Raw genomic sequence first — 21,964 nt, 5'->3', positions numbered from 1 at the left:
CGCGATGGTCATAACCAGCGGGCGGCGCAGTCATGTGCGCCGCCTCTTCGTTCGAGGTCCGGCAAAGGCAAAACAACAATCGCGGCCGGCGAAATCTGAAGGGGAAATGGAATGGACTGGTTGACCCAGTTTCCACACATGGATGACGAGAGCCTGAGAGCCTTGAAAAAGGCGATCGACGAGGGATTTCGCGGCTTCACGCGCGCCTATGGCGACGCGATCGAAGGCTTCTTCGAGCCCTTGCAATTCTTTCTCATCCAGTCGGAGCGCTTCATGACGAAGACGCCCTGGCCAATCATCCTGATCTTGATCGCTTTCATCGCCTGGGTGGCAAGCCGCAACTGGAAGATCGTCGCCGGCTGCATCGGCACGCTGCTTCTGATCGGCTACTTCGACATGTGGGACGACACGATGAAGACGGTCTCGATGATCTTCGTCTGCACCGTGCTGTCGATCGCCGTCGGCATTCCGATCGGCATCGTCATGTCCCGTTCGGATCGGTTTCAGAACATCGTCAATCCGATCCTCGACGTGATGCAGACCATGCCGAGCTTCGTCTATTTGATCCCGGTCGTGATGCTGCTCGGCATCGGCAAGGTGCCGGGGCTGATCGCCGTTGTCATCTACGCGATCCCGCCGATGATTCGCCTGACGAACCTTGGCATTCGCCTCGTCGACAAGGACGTGCTGGAGGCGGCCGATGCCTTCGGTTCGTCGGCGTGGCAGAAGCTCAAGAACGTCCAGATGCCGCTCGCCTTGCCGACGATCATGGCCGGCATCAACCAGACGATCATGATGGCGCTCGCCATGGTGGTCATCGCCTCGATGATCGGTGTTCAGGGCCTCGGCCAGCCGGTGCTGAAGGCGATTGCCAACCAGTACTTCACGCTCGGCATCTTCAACGGCCTTGCGATCGTCGGCATTGCCATCATCTTCGATCGCGTCAGCCAGGCCTACGGTCACCGGCTGCAGAAACACCGTGAAATCATTCACGGCTGAGCTTGTCGTCGAGACAGAAAAAGGCCCCGGAGCGAACACCTCCGGGGCCTTCCCATTTTAACGAGTTTTGCGTTCAGGCCTTGGACGAAAGAATGCCGGTCGAAAGCGCGACGCCGGTAGCGGTGACGACCGCGGCGAGGATCTCGAAGGGGCCGATCTGCTCGCCGAGCAGGACGGCGCCGCCGACCATCGCGAGAACCGGTGTCAGTGCCGTGAAGGCGGCCGCCTGGGTGCCGCCAAGGCTCTTTACGGCAAAGCCGTAGGCTACCATGGCGACGAGGCCGGACAGGATGCCCTGGCTGGTGACCTGCAAGGCGATCTCCTGGACCGGAACGCTGGCAAGGGTGGTTCCAAAGCAGGTGGCAAGTCCGAGATGGATGAGGAACGACCAGATGGCGATCAGGGCGCTTCCCTGCAGCGGGCTGAGGCCGGAGCGGCGGAAGGCATGGGTATAGATCGCCCAGAGGGTCGCCGCAGTCGGCAGCAGCGCATAGCCGCTCCAGCCGGTCGAGGCCGCACTTCCGAGGCTTCGCGTCAGGAGGATGGCGACGCCGGCAAGGATTGCGGCAAAGCCGAGCACGCGCATCCGGTCCGGCCGCTCGCCGAAGACCGTGATGCCGATGAGCGCGGTGGCAAGCGGCATCGAGCCACCGAGGAGAACGCCGACCGAAGAGGCCGGAACGGAGTGGATCGCAAAGGCGGAGACCTGGAAGAACAGGGCGCCCGAACCGGCGACCATCAGGACGAGCAACAGCAGCGGCAGCTTGCGCGGCAGAAGTCCGGTCTTCAGCCAGACCGGGGCAAGAAGGATCGCCGGCACGCCGTAGCGGATCAGCCCGAGGTCGATCGTGCCAAGCGCGGTGCCGGCCGAGTGGCGGGTCGCCAGTATCCAGCCCGCCCAGATGAGGACGGTTACGAAGGCGCCGGCATAGCCGGCGGCGACAGGCGTCGTATTGCCGCGATCGAGAGCGAGCGCAACCATTTGAATTTCCTTCCCGAATTGGATACCTGAGAGGCTTTTGGGTCTGGAAGGAGATTACGCCCTGATAGCGGGGCATGTCCTTGCGATTTGTGCCTGAAATAGACTATCGTCAGCAACAATGTGCCAATAACAACAACTGAAGTTCATAAAAATGCCAAGCCTCGATAAATTCGACCTCGCCATCCTTAGAATCCTTCAGCAGGACGCGCGCGCAACGAACGTCGAGATTGCCGAAAAGGTCAATCTTTCGCCGTCGCCCTGCCTGCGGCGCATCCGCAACCTGGAAAAATCCGGCATCCTGCGCGGCTACAGGGCCGACATCGATCGTAAGGAAGCCGGTCTCGGGCTGACGGTCTTCGTCGAAATCAAGGTTGGGCGCCATAGCCGCGAGAACGCACAGCAGCAGCAGGAGGCGCTGCTCGCCATCCCCGAGGTGGTCTCCTGCTTCCTGATCTCCGGCAATGCCGATTTCCTCGCCGAGGTCGTCGTCGAGGATCTGCCTGCCTATGAGAAACTCTTGACCGAGACGCTGTTGGCCTTGCCCGGCGTCACCGACATCCGGTCCAATTTCGCCATCCGCTCGATCAAGACAGGCGGGCCGCTGAAGTTGCCCGAACCGCGCTGATCGCTGCATTGCTGTGACACTCGGCTTCTGTTGTGCTGGTCGTGATGGAGCGGACGAACGACCGGCGCTCCCGTTAAGTTTCGGTAAGGTTCTGGAATTGGCCGCAATCGCGCTTATTTGATCGCGGTGAGCCGCATTGCCGCGGCAATGGAGCCGACGAGCCGTTCATGAAAATCAAGGCAATCTTCAATCGCGACGGCGGAACGTTCCGCACGACGGACATGGCCGCCTATGGCCAGAAGGTCGAAGACGTCTTCCAGGCCGCAGGCCACCAGATCGAGATTGCAGCGGTTTCCGGAAACGAGATGCAAGAGGCGTTGGAGCGGACCTGCCGTCGCGACGACCTCGACGCCATTCTTGCCGGCGGAGGTGACGGCACGATTTCGGCCGCCGCCGGCGTCGCCTGGAAGAACCGCATGCCGCTCGGCGTCGTTCCCGCCGGAACGATGAATCTTTTTGCCCGCACGCTGAAGCTGCCGCTCGATATCTGGAAAGTGCCGGAAGTGCTGGCGAATGGCGTGATTATCGACGGTGACATCGGCAGCGCCGATGGCCGTGCGTTCGTGCATCAATTCTCCATGGGGCTGCATGCGCGCATGGTGCGCTACCGCGAATCCTACAGCTTTCGCTCAAGAGCGGGAAAGATCGCCGCCAGCACCCGCGCCGCAATCGGAGTGATTCTCAATCCTCCGGATTTCGAGATCGAGTTCGATGTCGATGGTCACAAGGAGAGCCGTCATGTCTCGGCGGTCTCGGTTTCCAACAATCCGTTCGGCCGCGACACGCTGATGTATGCGGACGACGTGACCGCCGGCCATCTCGGCTTTTACACGGCGCCGCCGCTGAGTCCGCCGGGTGTCGCCAAGCTCGCGCTCGATGTAATGCGCGGCAAGTTTCGCGACAGTCCGCTGATTACCGCCATGAGCGGTCATGCCCTCGATCTGCATTTTCCGAAGGTCGAACGAAAGATCAACTGCGTCATCGACGGCGAACTTCTGCCCATGGGCCGCGACGTCGCGCTTCGCATTCACCCTGGCGAGCTCAAGCTGCTCGTCGGCGCGGATCGCGACGGATCGTCGATCCAGAAGTAGCCGAAACTGTAGCGATCCTCGAGCGTGCCGTGGAGATAGGGCAGGGCGAGTTGCTGCGGCTGCAAGTGCGTTTCCGGCACGCCGAAGGATTTGAGGACATCGACGAGTGGCGCCGGTGGCGCTGCATCGGCCTTGCCGTCGTTGGTCCAGACAACGAGAAGCGGCCCGGCCAGCTGACCGATCGCCGGGCTGCTGTTGTTGCCGGGCACGTAGACCTTGGCCCCGTGCAGGCGCGTTCGCAGATTGCCGGCCACCTGCTTGTTGGTGGCCAGAACCATCGCCGGTTCGTGTCCGTGCTGCTGAACGACGGTGTCGACGAGGGTGCTGTAGGGAATGCTCAGTCTCGAAACCTTGCCGAACCAAGGGCGCACGACTGCGCGGGTAGACACCACGACCAGCGTGGTCACGATGACGAAGCCGATAAAGAGGGCGACGGGCCGGACGCTACGTGTGGTGTCAACGCCGGACGCCTCGACCTTGAGGGCCAGATAGAGCGGCAGCAGGACGAGGAAGAGAACCAGCCACTTTTCCCGCATATGGGTGGCGCCGGTGACCAGCATGATGACGAGAACGGCGCCGAGACAGAGGACCAGCATGCGCCCGACGACCCGAGCCCAGAGGCTGTCGGCGCGCCAGATCGCCGGCAGGTCCTTGCGAAACACGAGGGCGAAGACGGCGAGGATGATCGCTGAGCCGCGAAGCGTCGAGGCAAAGAGCGCGACGATCGCCTTCAACGCCTTCGACACGAAACCGGCTTCCTGCCCCGTTCCCATTTCCTTGAAGGTATTGCTCGACGCGGCGCCGATATTTTGCAGGACCCAGGTGCCGTGCGGCAGGGCAATCAGCGCGCAGACTGCGATTGCGACAAGGATGCGCCAGTCGAAGAGCCGGGCGCGAAGTTTCGGTTCGGGCAGGATCGCGACGATCGCCGCGACCGGAACGATCACGAAGTTGTACTTTGAGATGACGCCGATCCCGACGGCGACGCCTGTAAGAGCGTAGGCAAAGAAGGTCGGTCGGCTCATCGTCCGCAGGAATGCGTACAGGAAGAGCGAAACGGCAAATAGCGCGGCGACCGTGTGCGAGAGGTCGCGCTGGGCAAGCAGGAAGATCGGCGGCAGAGCGAGGACGCCCATTGTCGTGATGGCTGCAAGGCGCCGGTCGCCGAGAACCTCGCGGGATGCAAGGCCGAAGAAGAGACAACAGAGGAACAATAGGCCGTTCTTGAGTACGGTCATCGTCGCCACTGACGGGCCGAACAGCGAGGTCAGCCCGTATTGCAGCCAATTGTAGAAAGGCGGTTGCGAGCCGTAGCCGAGCATCAGGAACTGCGAGACATAGGCCTGCTCGGATTCGTCGATCTCCAGCGAAGTCGAAGCGGAAAGCCTCAGTGCGATGCAAAGCAGGAAGTAGCCCGCAATCAGCGCAAGGATCAGGTTTGGCCGGCGGTTGACGGCCTCAAGCATCTGTCTGGTCCCGCACGAAGACCTGCCGGACGATATAGTTCGTCGTGCCGTCGTCGCTGAAATAGGTGCGCGCCATCATTTCCGCGAGAATGCCCGTGGTGATGAGCTGAACCGACGACAGGAACAACATCACGCCGACGATCAGCATCGGGCGGGTTCCGATATCGTTGCCGAGCACGAACTTGTCGAAGCCGAGATAGAGGAGGATCAGGGCGCTGAGCGCCCCCGTCGCAAGGCCGATCGAACCGAAGAAGTGTCCCGGGCGCGCCTTGTAACGCATGAAGAACAGCACCGACAAAAGATCGAGAATCACCCGGAAGGTTCTGGAGATCCCGTACTTGGATTGGCCATGCTGCCGTGCGTGGTGGGTGACCGGCATTTCGCCGATGCGGCTGCTCGGCACGACGCCTGCGACCCAGGCGGGGATGAAGCGATGCATTTCGCCCATCAGCTTCACCTGCTTGATGACGGACGCGCGATAGACCTTCAGGCTGCAGCCATAGTCATGAAGCCGGACGCCGGTGATCTTGCCGATCAGGCGATTGGCGCACCAGGACGGGATTTTTCGAAGGAGCAGGCCATCCTGCCGGTTCTTTCGCCAGCCGACGAGCAGGTCGAGCTGACGCTCCTCGATCGCTGTGACCATCTCGGGAATATCGGCCGGGTCGTTCTGCAGGTCGCCGTCGAGCGTGGCGATCAGGCGGCCGGTGGCGGCATCGATGCCCGCCTGCATCGCGGCCGTCTGTCCGAAGTTCTTTTGCAGTTCAACGATCTTGAGGTCGATGCCGGGATCGGAAAGGGCCTTTCTTGCATTCACAAGCGTTCGATCGGTGCTGCCGTCGTCGACGAGGATCAGTTCCCAAGGGGACGGAAAATTCGCCAGCGCATCGCGGACCCGCGTAATCAGCGGCTGAATGCTGTCTTCTTCGTTGAATACGGGAATGACGACGGATAGCTCTATGGGATGCATGGGAACCGCTCATACATACGGCGCTCACGCTGCCGCAAGAATTGGACTGCTTACATAATCGTTTTCTTGCACAGTTATCGGTGATAACCAACGTTCAATCTTGCCCTTCAACACGGGAAATCGAGGCCTGATGACATCGGATTGCGAGCCTGACCGGCGATCCTGGCTCGTCCGCAACCGGATGACATTGCTGTCGGCGGGCGCCATTGCGGCCTACGCGGCCTTCGTTGAGTGGTTCTGGGGCTGGTCGGCGCTCTTGCGCCAGTGGTCCGAAATCGGCGTTGGTGCCGCATCTGCGGCCCTCTTGCTGCTCATCGCGACCTACTTCATTCGCTGCTATCGCATCTACGATTACTTCCCGAGCGAAACGTCGGGGCGTTTCCTGCCGCTCTTTCGGGTCACCCAGGTCCACAATCTCCTGAACATCATGCTGCCGTTTCGGGCCGGCGAGACCAGCTTTCCTCTCCTGATGCGTTCGGAGTTTTCTGTCCCGCTCGCCAGGGGGACGGCCGCTCTTCTGGTCATGCGCCTGCTCGACCTGCATGCGCTCCTCGTCGTGGCCGTCGTCGGATTGGTCTTCGGCAGAGGGTCGATCGGGCTCTGGCTCGTCTGGTTTGCGGCGCTTGCCTCGCCGCTTCTCTTCTTTCTCTTGAAGGACCACGCAATCGCGCTGGCGCGCAGGCTCCTGCCGGCAAAGTTCGAGCCGGTCGTCGAGGAATTGGAGGCGGGCCTGCCGGGCACCGTGGCTGCGTTCCTGCGCGCCTGGGGCATGACCATCCTCAACTGGGCCGTCAAGGTAATCGTGCTCGCCTGGGTGCTGGCGTTCATGGGAGTTGCGCCGCTTGCGGCCTGTTTTGGCGGCGCGCTCGGAGGCGAGCTTTCTTCGGTGCTGCCGATGCATGCGCCGGCTGGCGTCGGCACCTATCCGGCAGCGATTGCGGCCGGTGCCGTTTCCTTCGGCGCCCCCGCCGGCCGGGCGGGCCTCGAACTGCTGGCGACGGCCGGCGTCAACGCGCATCTCCTGATCATCGTGTCCGCAGTCGCGGGCACGCTGTTGTCGATGGTTTTGGGGAAACGTCGCTAGAGCGCCGTGCCGTGGGGCAATGTCCTAGCGACGTTTTGACCTCTACTGGAACGAGGTCTCGTAGAAGCTTCTGAGCTTGCGCGAATGCAGCTTTTCCGGCGGCATCGCCGCGAGCTTCTGCAGCGCCAGGATGCCGATCTTCAGATGCTGGCTGACCTGCGTCTTGTAGAAGGCCGTTGCCATGCCCGGCAGCTTCAGTTCGCCATGCAGCGGCTTGTCGGAGACGCACAACAGCGTTCCATAGGGCACGCGGAAACGGAAGCCGTTGGCGGCGATCGTTGCCGATTCCATGTCGAGCGCGATGGCGCGCGCCTGCGACAGGCGCTTGACCGGGCCGCGCTGGTCGCGAAGCTCCCAGTTGCGGTTGTCGATGGTGGCGACGGTCCCGGTGCGCATGATCTGCTTGAGATCGTAGTCCCGATAACCGGTCACTTCGGCCACGGCATCCTGCAGCGCCACCTGCACTTCGGCGAGCGCCGGCAGCGGGATCCAGACCGGCAGGTCGTCGTCGAGCACGTGATCCTCGCGCATATAGGCATGGGCAAGCACGTAGTCGCCGAGCCGCTGGCTGTTGCGCAAGCCGGCGCAGTGGCCGAGCATCAGCCAGACGTGCGGGCGCAACACGGCGATATGGTCGGTGATCGTCTTGGCGTTGGACGGGCCGACACCGATGTTGACCATGGTGATGCCGCCGTGGCCCTTCTTCTTCAGGTGATAGGCCGGCATCTGCGGCAACCGCGGAAGGGTAAAGTCCGTCTCCGGCTTGTCGGCCCCGGCGGGCGTAATGATGTTTCCGGGCTCGACGAAGGCTGTGTAGCCGTTGCCGCCTTCCGCCATCTGCTGGCGGGCCCAAGCGCAGAATTCGTCTATATAGAACTGGTAGTTGGTGAAGAGCACGAAGTTCTGGAAATGATTGGCGCTCGTCGCCGTGTAGTGGCTGAGGCGCGCCAGCGAATAGTCGATGCGCTGCGCCGTGAACGGGGCAAGCGGCGACGGTTCGCCCGGACCTGGTTCGTAGGAACCGTTGGCGATCTCATCGTCCGTGGTCGTCAGATCAGGCGCGTCGAACAGGTCGCGCAAGGGGATGTCGATGGCATTGGCGGCCGATGCCTCGACATAGGCGCTTTCGCCGAAGGCGAAATGCAAGGGGATCGGGGTGGCCGATTCCGAGACCGTGATGCCGAGACCGTGGTTGCGCGTCAACAACCCGAGCTGTTCCTTCAGATAGTGCCGGAAGAGTTTTGGCCGCGTGATCGTCGTCGTATAGACGCCGGGCGCGCTGACATAACCATAGGAAAGACGGGAATCGACATGGCCGAAGCTGCTCGTCTCGATGCTGACCTGCGGGTAGCAGGCGCGATAACGGGTCAACGGCTTGCCGCCCTTGCCCAGCCCCTCGAACGCCTCGCAGAGGAACCGGGTATTGCGCTCGTAAAGCGCCTCGAGGCAATCGACTGCGGCCGCAGGATCATCGAAATACTGCGGCTCGAAAGGCTCGGGCGTTGCTGTGGAAAGGACGGAGTGTGAAGAGATTCGCTTGTTCATGTCGCATTATAGGCTGCGGCTTCTGACAAGCAAACGACAAGATGGCGGCACGCACAACCGCGGGGCGATTTGAGGCCCGTTGCTCAACGCGGGCCGGCGAGGATGATCGCACTGCCGATCAGCGCAACCGTCATGCCGGCAAGATCCCAGCGGTCCGGTCTGACGCCTTCCGCCAGCCAGAGCCAGATGAGCGATGCGGCGATATACACGCCGCCATAGGCCGCATAGGCGCGGCCGGCCGCGGGGCTGTCGATCAAGGTCAGCAGCCAGGCAAAGAGCGCCAGCGAGACGATTCCGGGAACAAGCCAGAGCGCAGACTTGTCGAGCTTCAGCCAGGCCCAGAAGGCAAAGCAGCCGGCAATTTCTGCAAGGGCGGCGAGGGCATAGATGAGATAGGCGGGCATCGGTTCGGGTCTGGTGGCCTTGGCTGAGACGAATCCTCTGGAAAACCAAGGATAGGAAAGCGGCTCGCCGATGCGCAAGCCGGTTAAAACAAAAGGGCGCAATGTGCGCCCCTTTCAGCTCGTAGTTCCGATCCGCAACGATCCGTCAGGTCATGGCCTGGCGCTGCAGGGTGACGAAGAGGACAAGGCCCGCGCCCTGCTTGCCGATGCCCGTGCCGCTGGCCTTGGAGTAGGCGAGCGCCCCGACCGGCGCCATCAGCAGGCTGGCGAGCGCCAGGACGCGCAGCGACAGAAAGGCTGAAGTCGAAAGTGCTGCCAGCATGTTCGTCTCTCCATCAGACCACGAAGTGATCGGCTTCAGTTGAGGCTCTGGAACTTAGCCTGCCTGGCTGCGTTAGAGCTTGGCCTGGCAGTACTGTGCCGTGTGGGCGGTGCAATCGGTCAGCGAACCGAGATAGGTGTTGCTGCGGCGACGTTCGGTGTCAGCGCTGACTGCAGCTGCAAGAGTGACAGCGAAAACGACCATCAGAAGGCTGATGATGGTGAGGCGCCGAGCGAGGATATCCATGGTTCTGTCCGTTGTTTGGAGGCAGGTTCAAATCGATTGAGTGTGTTTTCGCATACCCAAACTGAATTGATGCTGAGATGTCCGTTCATCTGGCGTTCATCTTCGGTTGTACGCCCACGGAGCCGAGAGCCGGCCGACCCCGGTGGCACTGTCCGTCGAAACGGAAGGCGTATGCTCGGGCCATTTCAAAAGGCCGGTTGAGGGCGCCGGCGAAAGGCCGCTCGGCAGATCCTTCGCGCCCATAAAAAAGGGCAGCCATCGGCTGCCCTTTCATCGTCGTAATCGTAGCGGCGATTTCTGCCGCGCCGGCTCTGTTAGAGACGGGTCCATGTCTGCGACTTGCACAGCACCTTCAGCACGCAGCCCTTCATCTTCAGCGAATTGCCGTTGACAGCGCCCGAGCCGCTATAGGTCTTGTCGGTGTCCGGATCGGTAATCTCGCCCGAGTAGCTGCCATCGGTGCCCGAAAGGTTGCCGATGCGCTTGCCGGCATGCTTGCCGGTCTTCAGCGTGATGCAAAAGGCGCCGCCGCAGGGGGCGATTTCCGCCGTGGCGCCGCTCGCCGTCTTCCAGTTGCCTAGGATCGGTTCCGCCGCCGCGGCGGTTCCGGCAATGCCGAGAGCCAGCGTCGCGGTGATGAGCAATGTACGTAGCATTCGTGTCCTCCAGATTGAGGCTGCCGGCGTGGTCCGCTCCGCCGGCAGCTCAAGATGTCCTCGTATGAAAAGGCAGTCTCCTCACCGCCGCGGGCAAGATAGCTTACGCGCACGTAAAGGTAAACCAGCCGAATCGCGGCCTTTGCCGCTTTTTCCTGGGCGGTTTTGAGCGCTTCTTGCGCAAGGAATTGCGCGGACTTTGCTGGCGCCGATCTTTTCGTGGTTAGCGTTTGGTTGAAATCGTCGATTGAATTTTTCGTAAATTTTGAGGCGAATGCGCCGGATTTCAAGCCTTCCGATGTTTAACAAAAACTCAAGTTTACCAAGCGTTTGAACTTTGTTTGTCGCAAATTAAGCATGCATTTTAAGCGCCCATTGAAGCCCGTCAGGCATAGTGAAGCCATAAGACGAGCGGAACGAAACGCTCCGAAAAACCACCGAGGACGACACCGCAAAAAAGACGGCGCGCTTCGGAAAGGCCCGCAAAGAGGCAAGGTCGAACAGGGACCAAAACAAGTGCTGATCTGGAGCATGGTCCGCCCCAAACGGGCGGGCTGCTTCGGAAAAACCAACCAGGCAAGACAGGGACACGACAATGGCACGCTTTGATATGCAGATTGCTTCGGATGCCGCGATGGGTGGTGACAACCAGGCGGAAGTCTTTTGCGACATGGGTCTGGCCTACGCGACCGGCCACGGTCGCCCGGTCGATCTCGTCGCCGCCCACAAGTGGCTGAACATCGCGGCGATCAAGGGTTGCGACCGCGCCGTCGATCTGCGCGCCGACCTGGCGATGACGATGAGTAAGCCGGACCTCGCAGCGGCGCTGCGCGCAGCTCGCGAATGGATGACGGTTCACTGATCGGACGGGCGGCGCCCGACGGCGCCGCAAGCTGGGCCTTGAGAAAAGGGGTCAGGCGAGTTTCTTCAGGACCGCGGGCATAGCCGCTTCGAGCAGGGCCATCTCCGTCTCCGGTCCGGTGCTGATCCGGATGCAGCGATTGAGCGGCGCCACCCCCGGCATTCTTATGAAGATGCCGTGGTCGCTCATCAAGGTATCGACGATCGCGCGGGCATAGACCGCGTCCCGGCCACAATCGACGGCCACGAAGTTGGTGGCTGAGACGAGCGGGGCAAGGCCATTTTGCGTGGCGATAGCAGCAATTCGCTGCCGCGACGCCGCAATCTTGGCCGTCACTTCCTTCAGATACACCTCGTCCGCAAGCGCTGCGATTGCCGCGGCGACGCCGATCCGGTTCATGCCGAAATGGTTGCGGATCTTGTCGAAAGCCTGGGCCGTGCCCGGCGTGGTGACCACATAGCCGACACGCGAACCCGCAAGCCCGTAGGCCTTCGAGAACGTGCGCGTGCGCACCACGTTCGGCATGTCGATCAGGGCGTCGATCGGTGGTAGCGCTTCGGCCGGTGCGGTTTCACAGTAGGCTTCATCCAGAATGAACAGCGTCGTTTCGGGCAGGCCCCTCGCGAACTCGACAATGCGTTCGGCCGACCACCAGCTTCCCATCGGATTGTCGGGATTGGCGAAATAGACGAGCGGCGCATTTTCCTGCTTCACGGCTGCCAGTAACCCATCGAGGTCTTCCCGGTCCCCCGCATAGGGCACTGTGACGAGCCGGCCGCCATGGCCGACGACGTGGTAATTGAAGGTGGGGTAAGCCCCGAGCGAGGTGACGACCGGCATGCCCGGCTCGATCACCATGCGGACGATCTGGCCGAGCAAGCCGTCGATGCCTTCGCCGATCGCGAGATTGGCCGGGTTGGTTCCGAGATGGGCTGCAAGCGCTTGTTTCAGATCGTGATTTTCCGGGTCAGCATATTTCCAGGTTCCGCTGGCTGCCTCTCTCATCGCTGAAAGCACGCTCTCCGCCGGACCGAAGCCGCTTTCATTGGCGCCGATGCGCGCCGCGATCGCGCGCCCGCGCTGGCGTTCGATCGCCTCCGGCCCGACAAAGGGGATGGTGGACGGTAGGGATTGGATGAGCGGCGTGAAGCGAGAGAATGCGGACATGCTGAAGATAAGGCCCCGTTCGGATGACGTACGGGGGAACTTATCGCATGCTTTGGCAATTCGGAATCGTTCCCGAAAGAAAAGCTGCGGGAATCTGCCGCCTTTCGTTTTGTGGCTGGCCTATCGCCGCGGCTTTGCGTTTTTGACTTGCCCGGTGAAGAACTCCTGCCGGATGATTTCGCGCAGCAAGGTCTGCTCGATAGGCTTGATGAACTGGACGCCGATGCGCTCGCCGTTGCGATAGACCTCTGCACAGCCGATCCGAAGCGAAGTGCCGACGATGTGCAGATAATAATGTTGCGGCAGACCGATATTGGTGTCGACGGCAAAGCTCGCGCCGCCGCGCGATATGTCGATCATCCGGCAGGACCGGACCGAGACGCTTCCGAGCCCCGGCTGCACGGCGGTCAGCGTGCCCGCATGGCCGATGTTGAAACGCTCGTAGCGCCGCTCGTAAAATGGCGAGGGGACGCAGGAATACATGGTCTGGTTCTGCATGCGTCTTTCTCCGCCAGTGCCGGGTCGCACGGCACGATCAACCTTTGACCGCATTCGTGGACCCCGGACAATTCATTTGTCCCACATCATATCGGTGGACGATTTCTACCGATGCTAGAATCAGTCTTGCAGAAGAAACTTGCAATCCCCTGAAATCGATCACTAAAAATCTAATGTCGGGGCTCGAAATCTAATGTCGGGGCTCGCTTGATTTGAGGAGATCAAAGTCCGCCGCTGGAAAACTGCATGCGGATCAGGCGTCTCAGGAAATCTGCCGAAAGCAGCATGTTGAAACGCACCCCGAGTTCCGCGCTCTCACGGTAAACCTCAGAGCAACCGATTTCTTCCTTGAAGCCCTCGATCTCGAGGAAGAAGTGCTTCGGCAGCGGGATCGTCGCATTGAAGTCGAGCATCGCGCCGGCAATAGAGATATGGCGCAGCAGGCACCGATACTTTGTCTTGGCTTTCAGGTGCTGCCCAATGACGAGGATCCTGCACGGCCGCTCGATGAAATAATGCTGGTGGGTCGTGGCGAGCTGGCCTGGCTTTACCTCGGCGACATGCATTTTCATCGACATGGCAAGCTCCGTATCAGCGCAGCCCTCGGCGGATCTGTGGTGTTCTTGGCGGACTCGCCGCGCCCCCCGTGATTGAGCTAAGCACGCCGCCTTGCTTAAACCTTGTGCCATCGGCAGGCGTCGTCGCTAAATTTGGCATGCGCGCACATTGAAAGCCCCAACCTCATACGTAATACTTTCATTAGACATGACCGGGGCGCCGACGGCCGCCTCCGAGGGTAATCGGGCGAGGCATCGTCTGTCGTTCACGCTGGGCAAGGCGGAAGACGATGATGGGTGCTGGAGGGAATAACATGGCCTTGGGGCTTGCGCGGCGGTGGCTGCCGCTTTCGATCGTCTGTGTGGCGCTGCTTGTGTCGATGCCATCAGGGGCATGGGCGGCAAAACGCGTCGCGCTGCTGATCGGCAATGAGAAATATGAAGCGACGTCGCCGCTCAACAACCCCGCCAACGACGTCGAACTGATGAAGGCTTCGTTCGAGGATGCCGGGTTCGATTCGGTGACGACGGTGCACGACGTCGGTCGCCAGGAGATGGTCAAGGCGCTGCGCGACTTCGAGGATCTCGCGACCGGTGCCGAAGTTGCGATCGTCTATTACTCAGGCCATGGCATGGAGATGAATGGCGAGAACTTCCTGCTTCCCGTCGACGCGCAACTGAAGACTGACAAGGATATCGAGGACGAGGCGATCGGCCTCGATCGAGTTCAGCGTTCGCTCGAAGGCGCGACCAAGCTCAAGCTGGTGATTCTCGACGCCTGTCGCAACAATCCTTTCGAGCAGAGCATGACGCGTTCGATCTCGACCAGGGCCGTTTCGCGCGGACTGGCGCGCGTCGAGCCCGAATCGGCCGATCTGCTCGTCGCCTTCGCCTCGAAGGCCGGCACGGTCGCGCTCGACGGGGAGGGCAAGAACAGCCCCTTCGCCACGGCACTCGCCAAGTATCTGACGGAACCGGGCGTCGATGTCCGCATCGCGCTTGGAAAGGTTCGCGACGAGGTGGTGTCGGTAACCAATCGCGGCCAGGAGCCTTTCGTCTACGGCTCGCTCGGCGGCGCCCAGATCTTTCTCAACATCAAAGAGGTGAACATCACCGTCACCAATAATGGCGGACAGTTGTCGCCCAACAGCCAATCCGAGGCGGCTGCCGACTGGCAGAACATCCGCGATCTCGCGGACAAGGACCTGTTGACCGCCTTCCTGGCCAAGCATGGTTCGGACCCGGTCTATAAGATGCTCGCGGAAAAGAAGCTGAAGCTCTTGAGCGAAGCCGAGCAGACATCGAGCGTGACGCCGGACGAGATTGCCTGGGACGCCTTGAAGCAGTCGACCGATGCGGCGGCGCTGACGCGCTTCATCGAGCGCTACCCTGACAGCAAGCACAAGGCGGAGGCCGAGCAGCAGATTGCAGCCCTCGAGCCGCAGAAGGGCCTCAACGTCTCGCCGACCGGCAAGGACACCCAGGCTTCGCGCGATTGCTATCTGCTTGCCGGCGAGCCGCAGTCGATGCCCGGTTTCCTCGGGGTCAATTTCCTGAAGCTCGACGCCGAAAGGGCGCTCACCGCCTGTGCCCAGGCCGTCAACGAAAACCCTGACGATATGATGCTCGTCAATATGTTGGGGCGCGCGCAGGACGCCGGGCGGAATTATGTCGAAGCGCGGCGCAACTACCGAAAGGCGGCCGACGGCGGTAACATGTATGCGTTGACCAATCTCGCCTGGTTCTCGGTCTACGGGACCGATGGGCCGGTGGACGTCGACGAGGGCAAGCGCATGTTCGACCAGGCGGCCCGCGCCGGCAATGCCTATGGGCAGGCCTCGCTCGGCTGGCTCTATCGCGAGGGCTATGACGGCATCGCGCAGGACTATGCGGAAGCCGCCCGGTGGTATGAACTGGCGGCCAATCAGGGCTATGCCAATGCCATGGCGACGATGGGCTGGTTCTATCGCGAAGGCCTTGGCCTGCCGAAAGACCTCCAACAATCGCTCGCCTGGTATAAGAAGGCCGCCGAAAGCGGCGACGCCAACGCGATGTCGTCGCTCGGTTGGGCCTATCAGAACGGACTGGGGACTGAGCAGAGCTACCCGGAAGCCAAGATCTGGTACGAGAAGGCGGCCAACGTGGGTGATTCCTATTCCATGGCGCTGCTCGGCTGGTTCTACGATATCGGCAATGGTGTCGCGCAGGACTATGTGCAGGCGCGCACCTGGTATGAGATGGCGGCCAACGCCGGCAGCGCCTATGCGATGGGCAACCTCAGTCGCCTCTATGATTACGGCCTCGGCACCAAGGCGGACGCGAAGGAGGCGGTTCGCTGGGCTGCAGCCAGCGTCGAGGGCGGCGATCCGGCGAAACTCGATGAACTGAAGAGCCAGCCCAACAATTTCACGCCCGCATTCCGCAAGGAAATGCAGAACCTGCTGAAGGACCGCGGGTATTATGGTGGTCCGGTCGACGGCGAGTTCGGCGCGGCGACCCAACAGGCGATCGAGCGCCTCGCGCGCAAATCGTAAGCAGCAGGCGATGCGCCGATGTGGAATCACATGGCTGCGTACGCTGATCTTGCCTGCGGAGATGAGGGCGAACACGACGCGGCACGACGGGGGTTGCCGATCGGCCCACATGAAAATGCGAGGATTTCCCGGAAACCGACAAAAAAATCTTGCATTGGCCGCTGAGTGACACTAGTCAGGCGCTAACGGAGAGGTGGCCGAGTGGTCGAAGGCGCTCCCCTGCTAAGGGAGTATACCGGAAACGGTATCGAGGGTTCGAATCCCTTCTTCTCCGCCATTGTCCCAAATAGCCCCATGTCCTTTGCGCCCCGCCCTTCGAGCGAGCATTTGGTTTCGGCTATCTCTCGACTGAATTTCATTTATTGTGGTTCGTGAGCCGTTGCGGCAGTCGTCGCCAGGGGCGCCCGTGCATTCTTGGTGCTGCGCGGTGCTGATCTTTGCATCGTTCAGAATCACCTGGTCGGGGCGTTTGCCGAATCTCTGCGTTGATTCTGCTGATTCCTCAGGCCGCCATCCTTTCTCCACCAAGCGCTTTCTTGGAGCGAATGCTGTTTTAGGCATTCACTGGACATCTGAAACGGGGTTCGCGTCCAGCTTTTCCCCTGTTTTGGGCGGGTTTCTGCCTCTTTCTGAAACAGGCGACCCCCACCTTCCTTATGCTAACCCCCCGTCGCTAAAGGGTTTTCTTAATGCTTTGTTAATTTTCTGCGGGGGTCTGCGGCGATTTTGTGTCGTTTCAGCAACAGGCCTCGGCGAAGGGCGATGCAAAGGACGTGAACTCGCTAGTTGGACGTTGCGCCGGTGATCCGGTCTTGTATTTTCAACTCCGGAAGCAAGGGCGGTTGATCGTCCGACTTCTTGAACGTTGGGGATGGGGCAGGGAAAGCTGTCCTTCAGCAAAATACCCAGACCCGTTTGAAACTTTTGACTGGAGGTCAGAAATGAACATCAAGAGCCTTCTTCTCGGCTCCGCTGCAGCTCTCGCAGCAGTTTCCGGCGCTCAGGCAGCCGACGCTATCGTCGCAGCAGAGCCGGAGCCCATGGAATACGTTCGCGTTTGCGACGCTTTCGGCACTGGCTACTTCTACATCCCGGGCACCGAAACCTGCCTCAAGATCGGCGGCTTCATCCGTGTTCAGGGTTCGTTCGGTGAAGACGCTGCTGACAGCCGTTACAACCAGGGCAACCTGGGCGGTCAGTCCACGTCGGACTGGGACGTTTTCTCCCGCGCTTACATCTCGTTTGACGCCAAGAGCGACACCGAGTACGGCACGCTCACCGGCTTCTTCGCTGCTGAGTTCAACGCTGACAACGACACCGACATCGGCGACAGCTTCATCGACGTTGACGAAGCCTACATCCAGCTCGGTGGCCTCAAGGCCGGCTTCTTCTACAACTGGTGGGATAAGGGCCTGAACGGCGAAACCGACTCGCTCGGCAACTTCACCGAATTCAACTCGATCGCCTACCTCTACGACGGCGGTTCGTTCCAGGCCGGTCTCTCGGTTGACGAACTCGAAGGCACCTCGACCAAGTCGAACGGTGTTGGCGTTTCCGGTATCGTTTCGGCTTCGCTCGGCGGCGTTTCCTTCGACCTGCTCGGCGGTTACGACTCTGAACTCGAAGAAGGCGCAATCCGCGCTCTGCTCTCGGCTGACCTCGGCCCGGGCGTCTTCCAGGTTGCTGGTATCTGGGCTTCGAACCCGAACGCTTACTGGGAAAAGTCTGAGTGGACCGTTGCTGCGTCGTACCGCTTCAACGCGACCGACAAGCTGGCCATCACCCCCGGCGTTCAGTACTTCGACAACCTGAGCCACGGCTCGCTCACCGACTTCAGCGGTGACGACGCATGGCGCGCTGGCGTCACGCTCGACTACAAGATCACCGAAGGTCTCGCGACCCGCGTGTCGGTTCAGTACGAAGATGCTGACGGCGAACAGGATCAGGTATTCGGCTTCGTCCGCCTGCAGCGCGACTTCTAAGATCGTCTGACCTCGGTCAGAAGAGAGAAACCCGGCTTTCGAGCCGGGTTTTTTCGTTTTGGTATGGCACCATGAATTTTGGTCCTGCACTTGCATCATCGTGCTTGAGGAGATCAGGGAGTAAAGACCGCGTCGGCGCGGCTTCCTTGGGTCAGCGCGAGCGCGCGAGGTCGTTTAGAAATGCGGTGATGGCGTCGCGTGGACCGTCCAGATGAAGCAGCGGCGCATGGCCCTGGCCAGGCGCGATGAAGGCGGTCATCGCATTATGTCGTCGGCGCATTTCGCGCACTGTCGTCTCTGAAAGAAGCCGCGAATGCTCGCCCCTGACGATCATCAGGGAGACTTGGCTCATGGCGTCAAAGGGTGTCCACAGATCGGGCAATGGTGTTTCGCGTGTCAATCCGCGCAGGGACTGCGCGATTGCTGGATCGAAATCGGGAACCGGGATGCCGTCCTCGTCGCGAAAAATCGCTTTGGCCATGTCCGACCAGTCGCCGTCGCTTAAGACTGGAAAGTCGCCGCCGTGCAGTGTCCTCAGGTAGCCGGGTGCCTTCGCCCAGCTTGGCGAAGCGGCGCTGGAGTTGAGGTAATCCCGGATCGCAAGCAGACCTTCAATTTCGATCACAGGCCCGATATCGTTGAGCACTGCGGCTGCAATCAACGAAGGGGCGCGATCGACGAGGTTGTGGAGGATCAGGCCACCTCGCGATGTGCCGATAAAGATTGCTTTTTCGACCGCAAAGTGAGCGCAGGCCGTTATCACATCGGTCGTTTCGACGGCCACCGTGTAGTGGCTCTTATCGGCGTCGCGTTCCGAGTTGCCGCGCCCCCGATAATCCAGTGCGATGACGGGAATGCCCCGTGACGTCGAAAGAAAGCTTGCGAGTTCGTGAAAGTCCCGGCTGTTGCGGGTGAGGCCTGGCAGGCAAATGATCGGTGTTGCCGCGGATGGCGAAGGGGGAGGGCCGTAGCTTCTTGCGTAGAGCAGCAGCCCATCGGAACTACGGAAGTTATGCTCGTGGAATATGCCTTGGCCCATGCTGCTCCCTCTCGGACAGCTAAAATCTATCCGTTTGAAGGTGAGGGGCAAGTTGTTCGGGCCGACATAGCTGTTCGGCGGCCCGAGCGTGGCTGGCGATATCCAACAGATGTGACTTTTCCCCTTGCGTTGGCAGCGTTCTGCTCAACAACTTTTTAGCTCAATAGGGCGAGCTACATTGGCGTCGCGGGCCGCCATAGGGCTGATAGCTGTTGTCCCAGGCCCTATAGGAACGATAGCGCGCATAGCACCAACGCTGGTGTGCATTGCCGCTGACGGCTCTTGGTCCGTTGTAGTATCTCGGGTTGTTGTAATATCGCGGTTGGCTCAACAGACCGCCGATGATCGCGCCTGCGGCCAGTCCGCCGATCACCGCCCCGACGTCGTTGTCGTCGTGGTCATAGTGGCGGCGATATCGATCCCGATAGTACCTGTCGCGGTAATACCCGCTGCGATTATAGTCGCGGTAGTCGCGATCCCGATAATAGCCATGTCGCCCGCGAAGTTCGCAATAGGGAACGGCGCAACTGGATCGGCTCTTGCGTTCTTCGCCGCGCTCGTAGGAGAATTGAACCTGTTGGACATTGGTCGTCGCGGAGACGATTGGCGGAGCGCTCGGGAACGCGCCGGCGGGCGGCACGCTGCTCAAGGCGCTCGCCAGCGAAAGGGCGACGATTGTCAAGGTCTTCATAACGTTCACCATTTCCTTCGGAAAAGTCTGGCTTTAGAAAGGAAATGGTTGAAGGCGCGGTTTGTGCCGTTGACGCTGATCACAATTATTTGATCGCGGCTGAGGCCGGCTATTGCCGTCCCATTCTCAGGTCTTCGACGATATCGGCTTTTTGCCCGAGCCTCGATTTGTAGACCTGATAGTTCTCCATCACCCGTTGGACATAGTTGCGCGTTTCCTGAAACGGAATGCGTTCGATCCAATCGACGACTTCGTCGATCGGCTTGCCGCGCGGGTCGCCGTAGCGGTCGAGCCATTCCGGAACGCGGCGCGGGCCGGCATTGTAGGCGATAAAGGTGAGGATGTAGGAGCCGCCGAAACTGCTGATCTGTTCGCCGAGATAGTGGGCGCCGAGCGTGGCGTTGTAGCCGGCGTCGCTCGTCAGCCGGTCCTGCGAGTAGGCAAGGCCGTAGCGGCTAGCGACGCCCTTGGCCGTTCCCGGCATCAACTGCAACAGACCGCGGGCGTTGGCGGTGGAGATGGCGCCCGGGTTGAAGGCGCTTTCCTGGCGCGCGATCGCATAGGCGAGTGCCTTGCCGGACCCGTCGATATTGGCGCTTGACGGGATCACGCCCACGGGAAACGCAAGCGCTGCAACATCGATTCCGCGGCCAAAGGCAATCTTGCCGACCTGGAGCGAGAGCTGGTGATTGCCGGTTTTTTCCGCTCGGGCGGAAAGCAGCGCCAGTTCGCCGGGGCTCGTCAGTTCGTCGGCAAGCGCCCGGTAGATGCTGTCGGCGCGCCAGGTGTGGCCTGTGCCTTCAAGCCGAGTGATGGCGCGCACCGCTTCGCGGTTTTCGAACCGTGATCGGTCCTCTGCCGTCGGGGCGGGGTAGGCGACGTTCAGCGTCTTGCGACCCAGCCGGGCGGCTGCGAGTTGCCCGTAGAATGTTCCGGGGTAGCGGGCTGCGTTTGCGAAATATTCGTTGGCGTCACCCGGTCCGCCGGCCTCGGCCGAGCGCCCAAGCCAGTACCAAGCGCGCGAAGCGGAGAGGGGACGGCTCGACACTTCCAGAATGCGGCGGAAGTGACGCGCTGCGGTCGCCGGGTCCTCCATGCCGCGCAGGGCATACCACCCGGCATGAAACTCGGCGTCGATAATATCGGTCGCCTCGGTCGCGAGATGGCCGGCGGCGATCCGATAGGCGCCTCGAAAATCGCCGCTGTCGAGCAGCCCGCGGCTGACGACGCGTTGCTCGACCCACCATTCGCCAGGGTTGACCAGGGCGCCCTTGTCCTTGGGCATGCGCGCAAGGAGCTTCGCTGCTTCCTCGTATTTCTTCTGTTTGCGCAGGTACTCGATCTGAATGAAGAGATAGGCTGCGTCCTTGCGCCAGGCGGGATCGACCGCTGCGATGAGGGCCGGCGCCTTGTCGCTGCCACGGCTGACCGCCGCCCAGGCGCGATAAAGCGATTGAGCTTTTCCAAGGTCGCCGAACCGTTCGGCCTGCTCGGCGCGGTTGCGATAGAGAAGCAGCACCATGCGGCGCTGATGATTGTCTGTGGTCAAGAGGCCGGAAAACTCGTCAAGGATCTTGGTCTCGATGTCCTTGTCGAGCGTGTCGCGTTGCCAGATCGCACGCAGGTTCTTGGCGGCTATGTCGGCTTTTCCGGTGGCGACGAGAGCACGCGCAAGAATGAGGGAGCCTTCCGTCGTTTCCGGCTGCGTGTTGCCGAAGGCGGCGAGTACATCGGCTGCCGGCGGGTTCTCTCGATAGAGCGCTCGCTCGGAGTTGGCGCGCAGCGATTTCAGCCCCGGCCATCCCTGCAATTCCCGTTGGGCATCGGCGATTTCAAAGGAAGGTACGCCCCGCTGGCCGGAAACGGCGATCGCCCAGGTCAATATGTGCCGGTCGAGCGTGCCTTCGGTCATCGCGTCGCGTACGGCAATCGCTGCGGCCGGCTGCTTGTTGGACAGAGCATCGAGCCCCGTCTTGAGATCGCTGCTGACGGGTCCGGCAGCCGTCGCTATGGCATTCGTGGTTTCGCTCGCGGCAATGGGGGCCGCCTTGTCCAAGAGCGCGGGCTTGCGTGTCGGAACCGGTATGCGGTCAAGGGTTTCTGCGTTGCCCGTTGGCGCTGCCAGAAGCACCGCGCCGATGATGGCGGCGACAGGCAGATATATTGACCCGCGCATCAAGAACCCCGTGTTCCCCGTGTCCAACATTCATCCGCCGCCAGATTGCCCGATGACAAGACGGGCGG

The 21,964-nt window shown here is 61.2% G+C and carries 21 protein-coding genes and 1 tRNA gene; 8 read left to right on the top strand and 14 right to left on the bottom strand.

Going from position 1 to position 21,964, the window contains the following annotated elements:
- Window positions 1-111 precede the first annotated feature (111 nt).
- On the top strand, window positions 112-999 hold the full coding sequence (locus ASD63_RS21455) for a proline/glycine betaine ABC transporter permease (protein WP_060529822.1): 888 nt from the start codon (window positions 112-114) through the stop codon (window positions 997-999).
- A 73-nt stretch (window positions 1,000-1,072) separates the two neighbouring features.
- Here the strand turns inward: ASD63_RS21455 and ASD63_RS21450 are convergent, their stop codons facing one another.
- Window positions 1,073-1,981 carry a DMT family transporter gene (locus ASD63_RS21450; protein WP_034804216.1) on the bottom strand — a complete coding sequence of 303 codons (909 nt, stop codon included), beginning with the start codon at window positions 1,979-1,981 and terminating at the stop codon, window positions 1,073-1,075.
- A 151-nt stretch (window positions 1,982-2,132) separates the two neighbouring features.
- Here ASD63_RS21450 and ASD63_RS21445 point away from each other — a divergent pair, with 151 nt between their 5' ends.
- Both ASD63_RS21445 and ASD63_RS21440 read left to right on the top strand, forming a co-directional pair.
- A complete protein-coding gene (locus ASD63_RS21445) occupies window positions 2,133-2,606 on the top strand; it encodes an Lrp/AsnC family transcriptional regulator (RefSeq protein WP_034804213.1) in 474 nt (157 codons plus the stop codon).
- 167 nt (window positions 2,607-2,773) lie between these two features.
- A complete protein-coding gene (locus tag ASD63_RS21440) occupies window positions 2,774-3,697 on the top strand; it encodes a diacylglycerol kinase family protein (RefSeq protein ID WP_034804210.1) in 924 nt (307 codons plus the stop codon).
- On the opposite strand, the gene ASD63_RS21435 is transcribed toward ASD63_RS21440, so the two are convergent.
- Both ASD63_RS21435 and ASD63_RS21430 read right to left on the bottom strand, forming a co-directional pair.
- On the bottom strand, window positions 3,634-5,163 hold the full coding sequence (locus ASD63_RS21435) for a glycosyltransferase family 39 protein (RefSeq protein ID WP_051659670.1): 1,530 nt from the start codon (window positions 5,161-5,163) through the stop codon (window positions 3,634-3,636). The two genes, ASD63_RS21440 and ASD63_RS21435, sit on opposite strands and share 64 nt — an antisense overlap.
- Window positions 5,156-6,133, bottom strand: coding sequence for a glycosyltransferase family 2 protein (locus ASD63_RS21430; RefSeq protein WP_034804195.1), 978 nt, complete (start codon window positions 6,131-6,133; stop codon window positions 5,156-5,158). Before ASD63_RS21430 ends, ASD63_RS21435 begins: the two co-directional genes overlap by 8 nt.
- A 130-nt stretch (window positions 6,134-6,263) precedes the next feature.
- On the opposite strand from ASD63_RS21430, the gene ASD63_RS21425 reads away from it, so the two are divergent.
- Entirely contained in the window at window positions 6,264-7,217 is a 954-nt protein-coding gene (locus ASD63_RS21425; protein ID WP_034804192.1) for a lysylphosphatidylglycerol synthase domain-containing protein, read from the top strand.
- Between the two features lie 42 nt (window positions 7,218-7,259).
- Here ASD63_RS21425 and ASD63_RS21420 read toward each other — a convergent pair whose 3' ends face one another.
- The 5 genes from ASD63_RS21420 to ASD63_RS21410 all read right to left on the bottom strand — a co-directional run bounded on the left by ASD63_RS21420 (window position 7,260) and on the right by ASD63_RS21410 (window position 10,390).
- Window positions 7,260-8,762, bottom strand: coding sequence for an AMP nucleosidase (locus tag ASD63_RS21420; protein WP_034804189.1), 1,503 nt, complete (start codon window positions 8,760-8,762; stop codon window positions 7,260-7,262).
- Window positions 8,763-8,845: 83 nt separating this feature from the next.
- On the bottom strand, window positions 8,846-9,166 hold the full coding sequence (locus tag ASD63_RS21415) for a YnfA family protein (RefSeq protein ID WP_034804329.1): 321 nt from the start codon (window positions 9,164-9,166) through the stop codon (window positions 8,846-8,848).
- Window positions 9,167-9,311: 145 nt separating this feature from the next.
- Window positions 9,312-9,488 carry a hypothetical protein gene (locus tag ASD63_RS35190; protein WP_162251053.1) on the bottom strand — a complete coding sequence of 59 codons (177 nt, stop codon included), beginning with the start codon at window positions 9,486-9,488 and terminating at the stop codon, window positions 9,312-9,314.
- Between the two features lie 72 nt (window positions 9,489-9,560).
- Window positions 9,561-9,734 (bottom strand): hypothetical protein, encoded by a 174-nt coding sequence (locus ASD63_RS35735; protein ID WP_034804185.1) that lies wholly within the window; start codon window positions 9,732-9,734, stop codon window positions 9,561-9,563.
- A gap of 314 nt (window positions 9,735-10,048) precedes the next feature.
- On the bottom strand, window positions 10,049-10,390 hold the full coding sequence (locus ASD63_RS21410; protein ID WP_034804181.1) for a DUF2147 domain-containing protein: 342 nt from the start codon (window positions 10,388-10,390) through the stop codon (window positions 10,049-10,051).
- A 595-nt stretch (window positions 10,391-10,985) separates the two neighbouring features.
- On the opposite strand from ASD63_RS21410, the gene ASD63_RS21405 reads away from it, so the two are divergent.
- On the top strand, window positions 10,986-11,252 hold the full coding sequence (locus tag ASD63_RS21405) for a sel1 repeat family protein (protein ID WP_034804178.1): 267 nt from the start codon (window positions 10,986-10,988) through the stop codon (window positions 11,250-11,252).
- Window positions 11,253-11,303: 51 nt separating this feature from the next.
- Here the strand turns inward: ASD63_RS21405 and ASD63_RS21400 are convergent, their stop codons facing one another.
- From ASD63_RS21400 to ASD63_RS21390, 3 genes are all read right to left on the bottom strand, one after another.
- Window positions 11,304-12,419, bottom strand: coding sequence for a pyridoxal phosphate-dependent aminotransferase (locus ASD63_RS21400; RefSeq protein ID WP_034804174.1), 1,116 nt, complete (start codon window positions 12,417-12,419; stop codon window positions 11,304-11,306).
- A 120-nt stretch (window positions 12,420-12,539) separates the two neighbouring features.
- A complete protein-coding gene (locus ASD63_RS21395; protein WP_034804171.1) occupies window positions 12,540-12,917 on the bottom strand; it encodes a PilZ domain-containing protein in 378 nt (125 codons plus the stop codon).
- A gap of 221 nt (window positions 12,918-13,138) precedes the next feature.
- Window positions 13,139-13,495 carry a hypothetical protein gene (locus tag ASD63_RS21390; protein WP_034804168.1) on the bottom strand — a complete coding sequence of 119 codons (357 nt, stop codon included), beginning with the start codon at window positions 13,493-13,495 and terminating at the stop codon, window positions 13,139-13,141.
- Between the two features lie 293 nt (window positions 13,496-13,788).
- Here ASD63_RS21390 and ASD63_RS21385 point away from each other — a divergent pair, with 293 nt between their 5' ends.
- The 3 genes from ASD63_RS21385 to ASD63_RS21375 all read left to right on the top strand — a co-directional run bounded on the left by ASD63_RS21385 (window position 13,789) and on the right by ASD63_RS21375 (window position 17,990).
- The gene (locus tag ASD63_RS21385; protein ID WP_051659669.1) at window positions 13,789-16,008 is read left to right on the top strand and encodes a caspase family protein; all 2,220 of its coding nucleotides are present in this window, start codon (window positions 13,789-13,791) and stop codon (window positions 16,006-16,008) included.
- Between the two features lie 187 nt (window positions 16,009-16,195).
- Window positions 16,196-16,285: transfer RNA gene (locus ASD63_RS21380), tRNA-Ser, on the top strand.
- Window positions 16,286-16,949: 664 nt separating this feature from the next.
- Window positions 16,950-17,990: a porin gene (locus ASD63_RS21375; RefSeq protein ID WP_034804167.1), complete on the top strand. Its 1,041-nt coding sequence runs from the start codon at window positions 16,950-16,952 to the stop codon at window positions 17,988-17,990.
- Window positions 17,991-18,141: 151 nt separating this feature from the next.
- Here the strand turns inward: ASD63_RS21375 and ASD63_RS21370 are convergent, their stop codons facing one another.
- The 3 genes from ASD63_RS21370 to ASD63_RS21360 all read right to left on the bottom strand — a co-directional run bounded on the left by ASD63_RS21370 (window position 18,142) and on the right by ASD63_RS21360 (window position 21,896).
- The gene (locus ASD63_RS21370) at window positions 18,142-19,029 is read right to left on the bottom strand and encodes an alpha/beta hydrolase (protein ID WP_034804166.1); all 888 of its coding nucleotides are present in this window, start codon (window positions 19,027-19,029) and stop codon (window positions 18,142-18,144) included.
- A 160-nt stretch (window positions 19,030-19,189) separates the two neighbouring features.
- On the bottom strand, window positions 19,190-19,720 hold the full coding sequence (locus ASD63_RS34430; RefSeq protein ID WP_060644858.1) for a BA14K family protein: 531 nt from the start codon (window positions 19,718-19,720) through the stop codon (window positions 19,190-19,192).
- Window positions 19,721-19,829: 109 nt separating this feature from the next.
- Complete coding sequence (locus tag ASD63_RS21360) at window positions 19,830-21,896, bottom strand: lytic transglycosylase domain-containing protein (protein ID WP_034804164.1); 2,067 nt, start codon at window positions 21,894-21,896, stop codon at window positions 19,830-19,832.
- Window positions 21,897-21,964: the final 68 nt, after the last annotated feature.

This window comes from Ensifer sp. Root558 (genome assembly GCF_001427045.1).
GTDB lineage: Bacteria > Pseudomonadota > Alphaproteobacteria > Rhizobiales > Rhizobiaceae > Ensifer > Ensifer adhaerens.
This window is presented reverse-complemented; position numbering and strand designations above follow the sequence as displayed.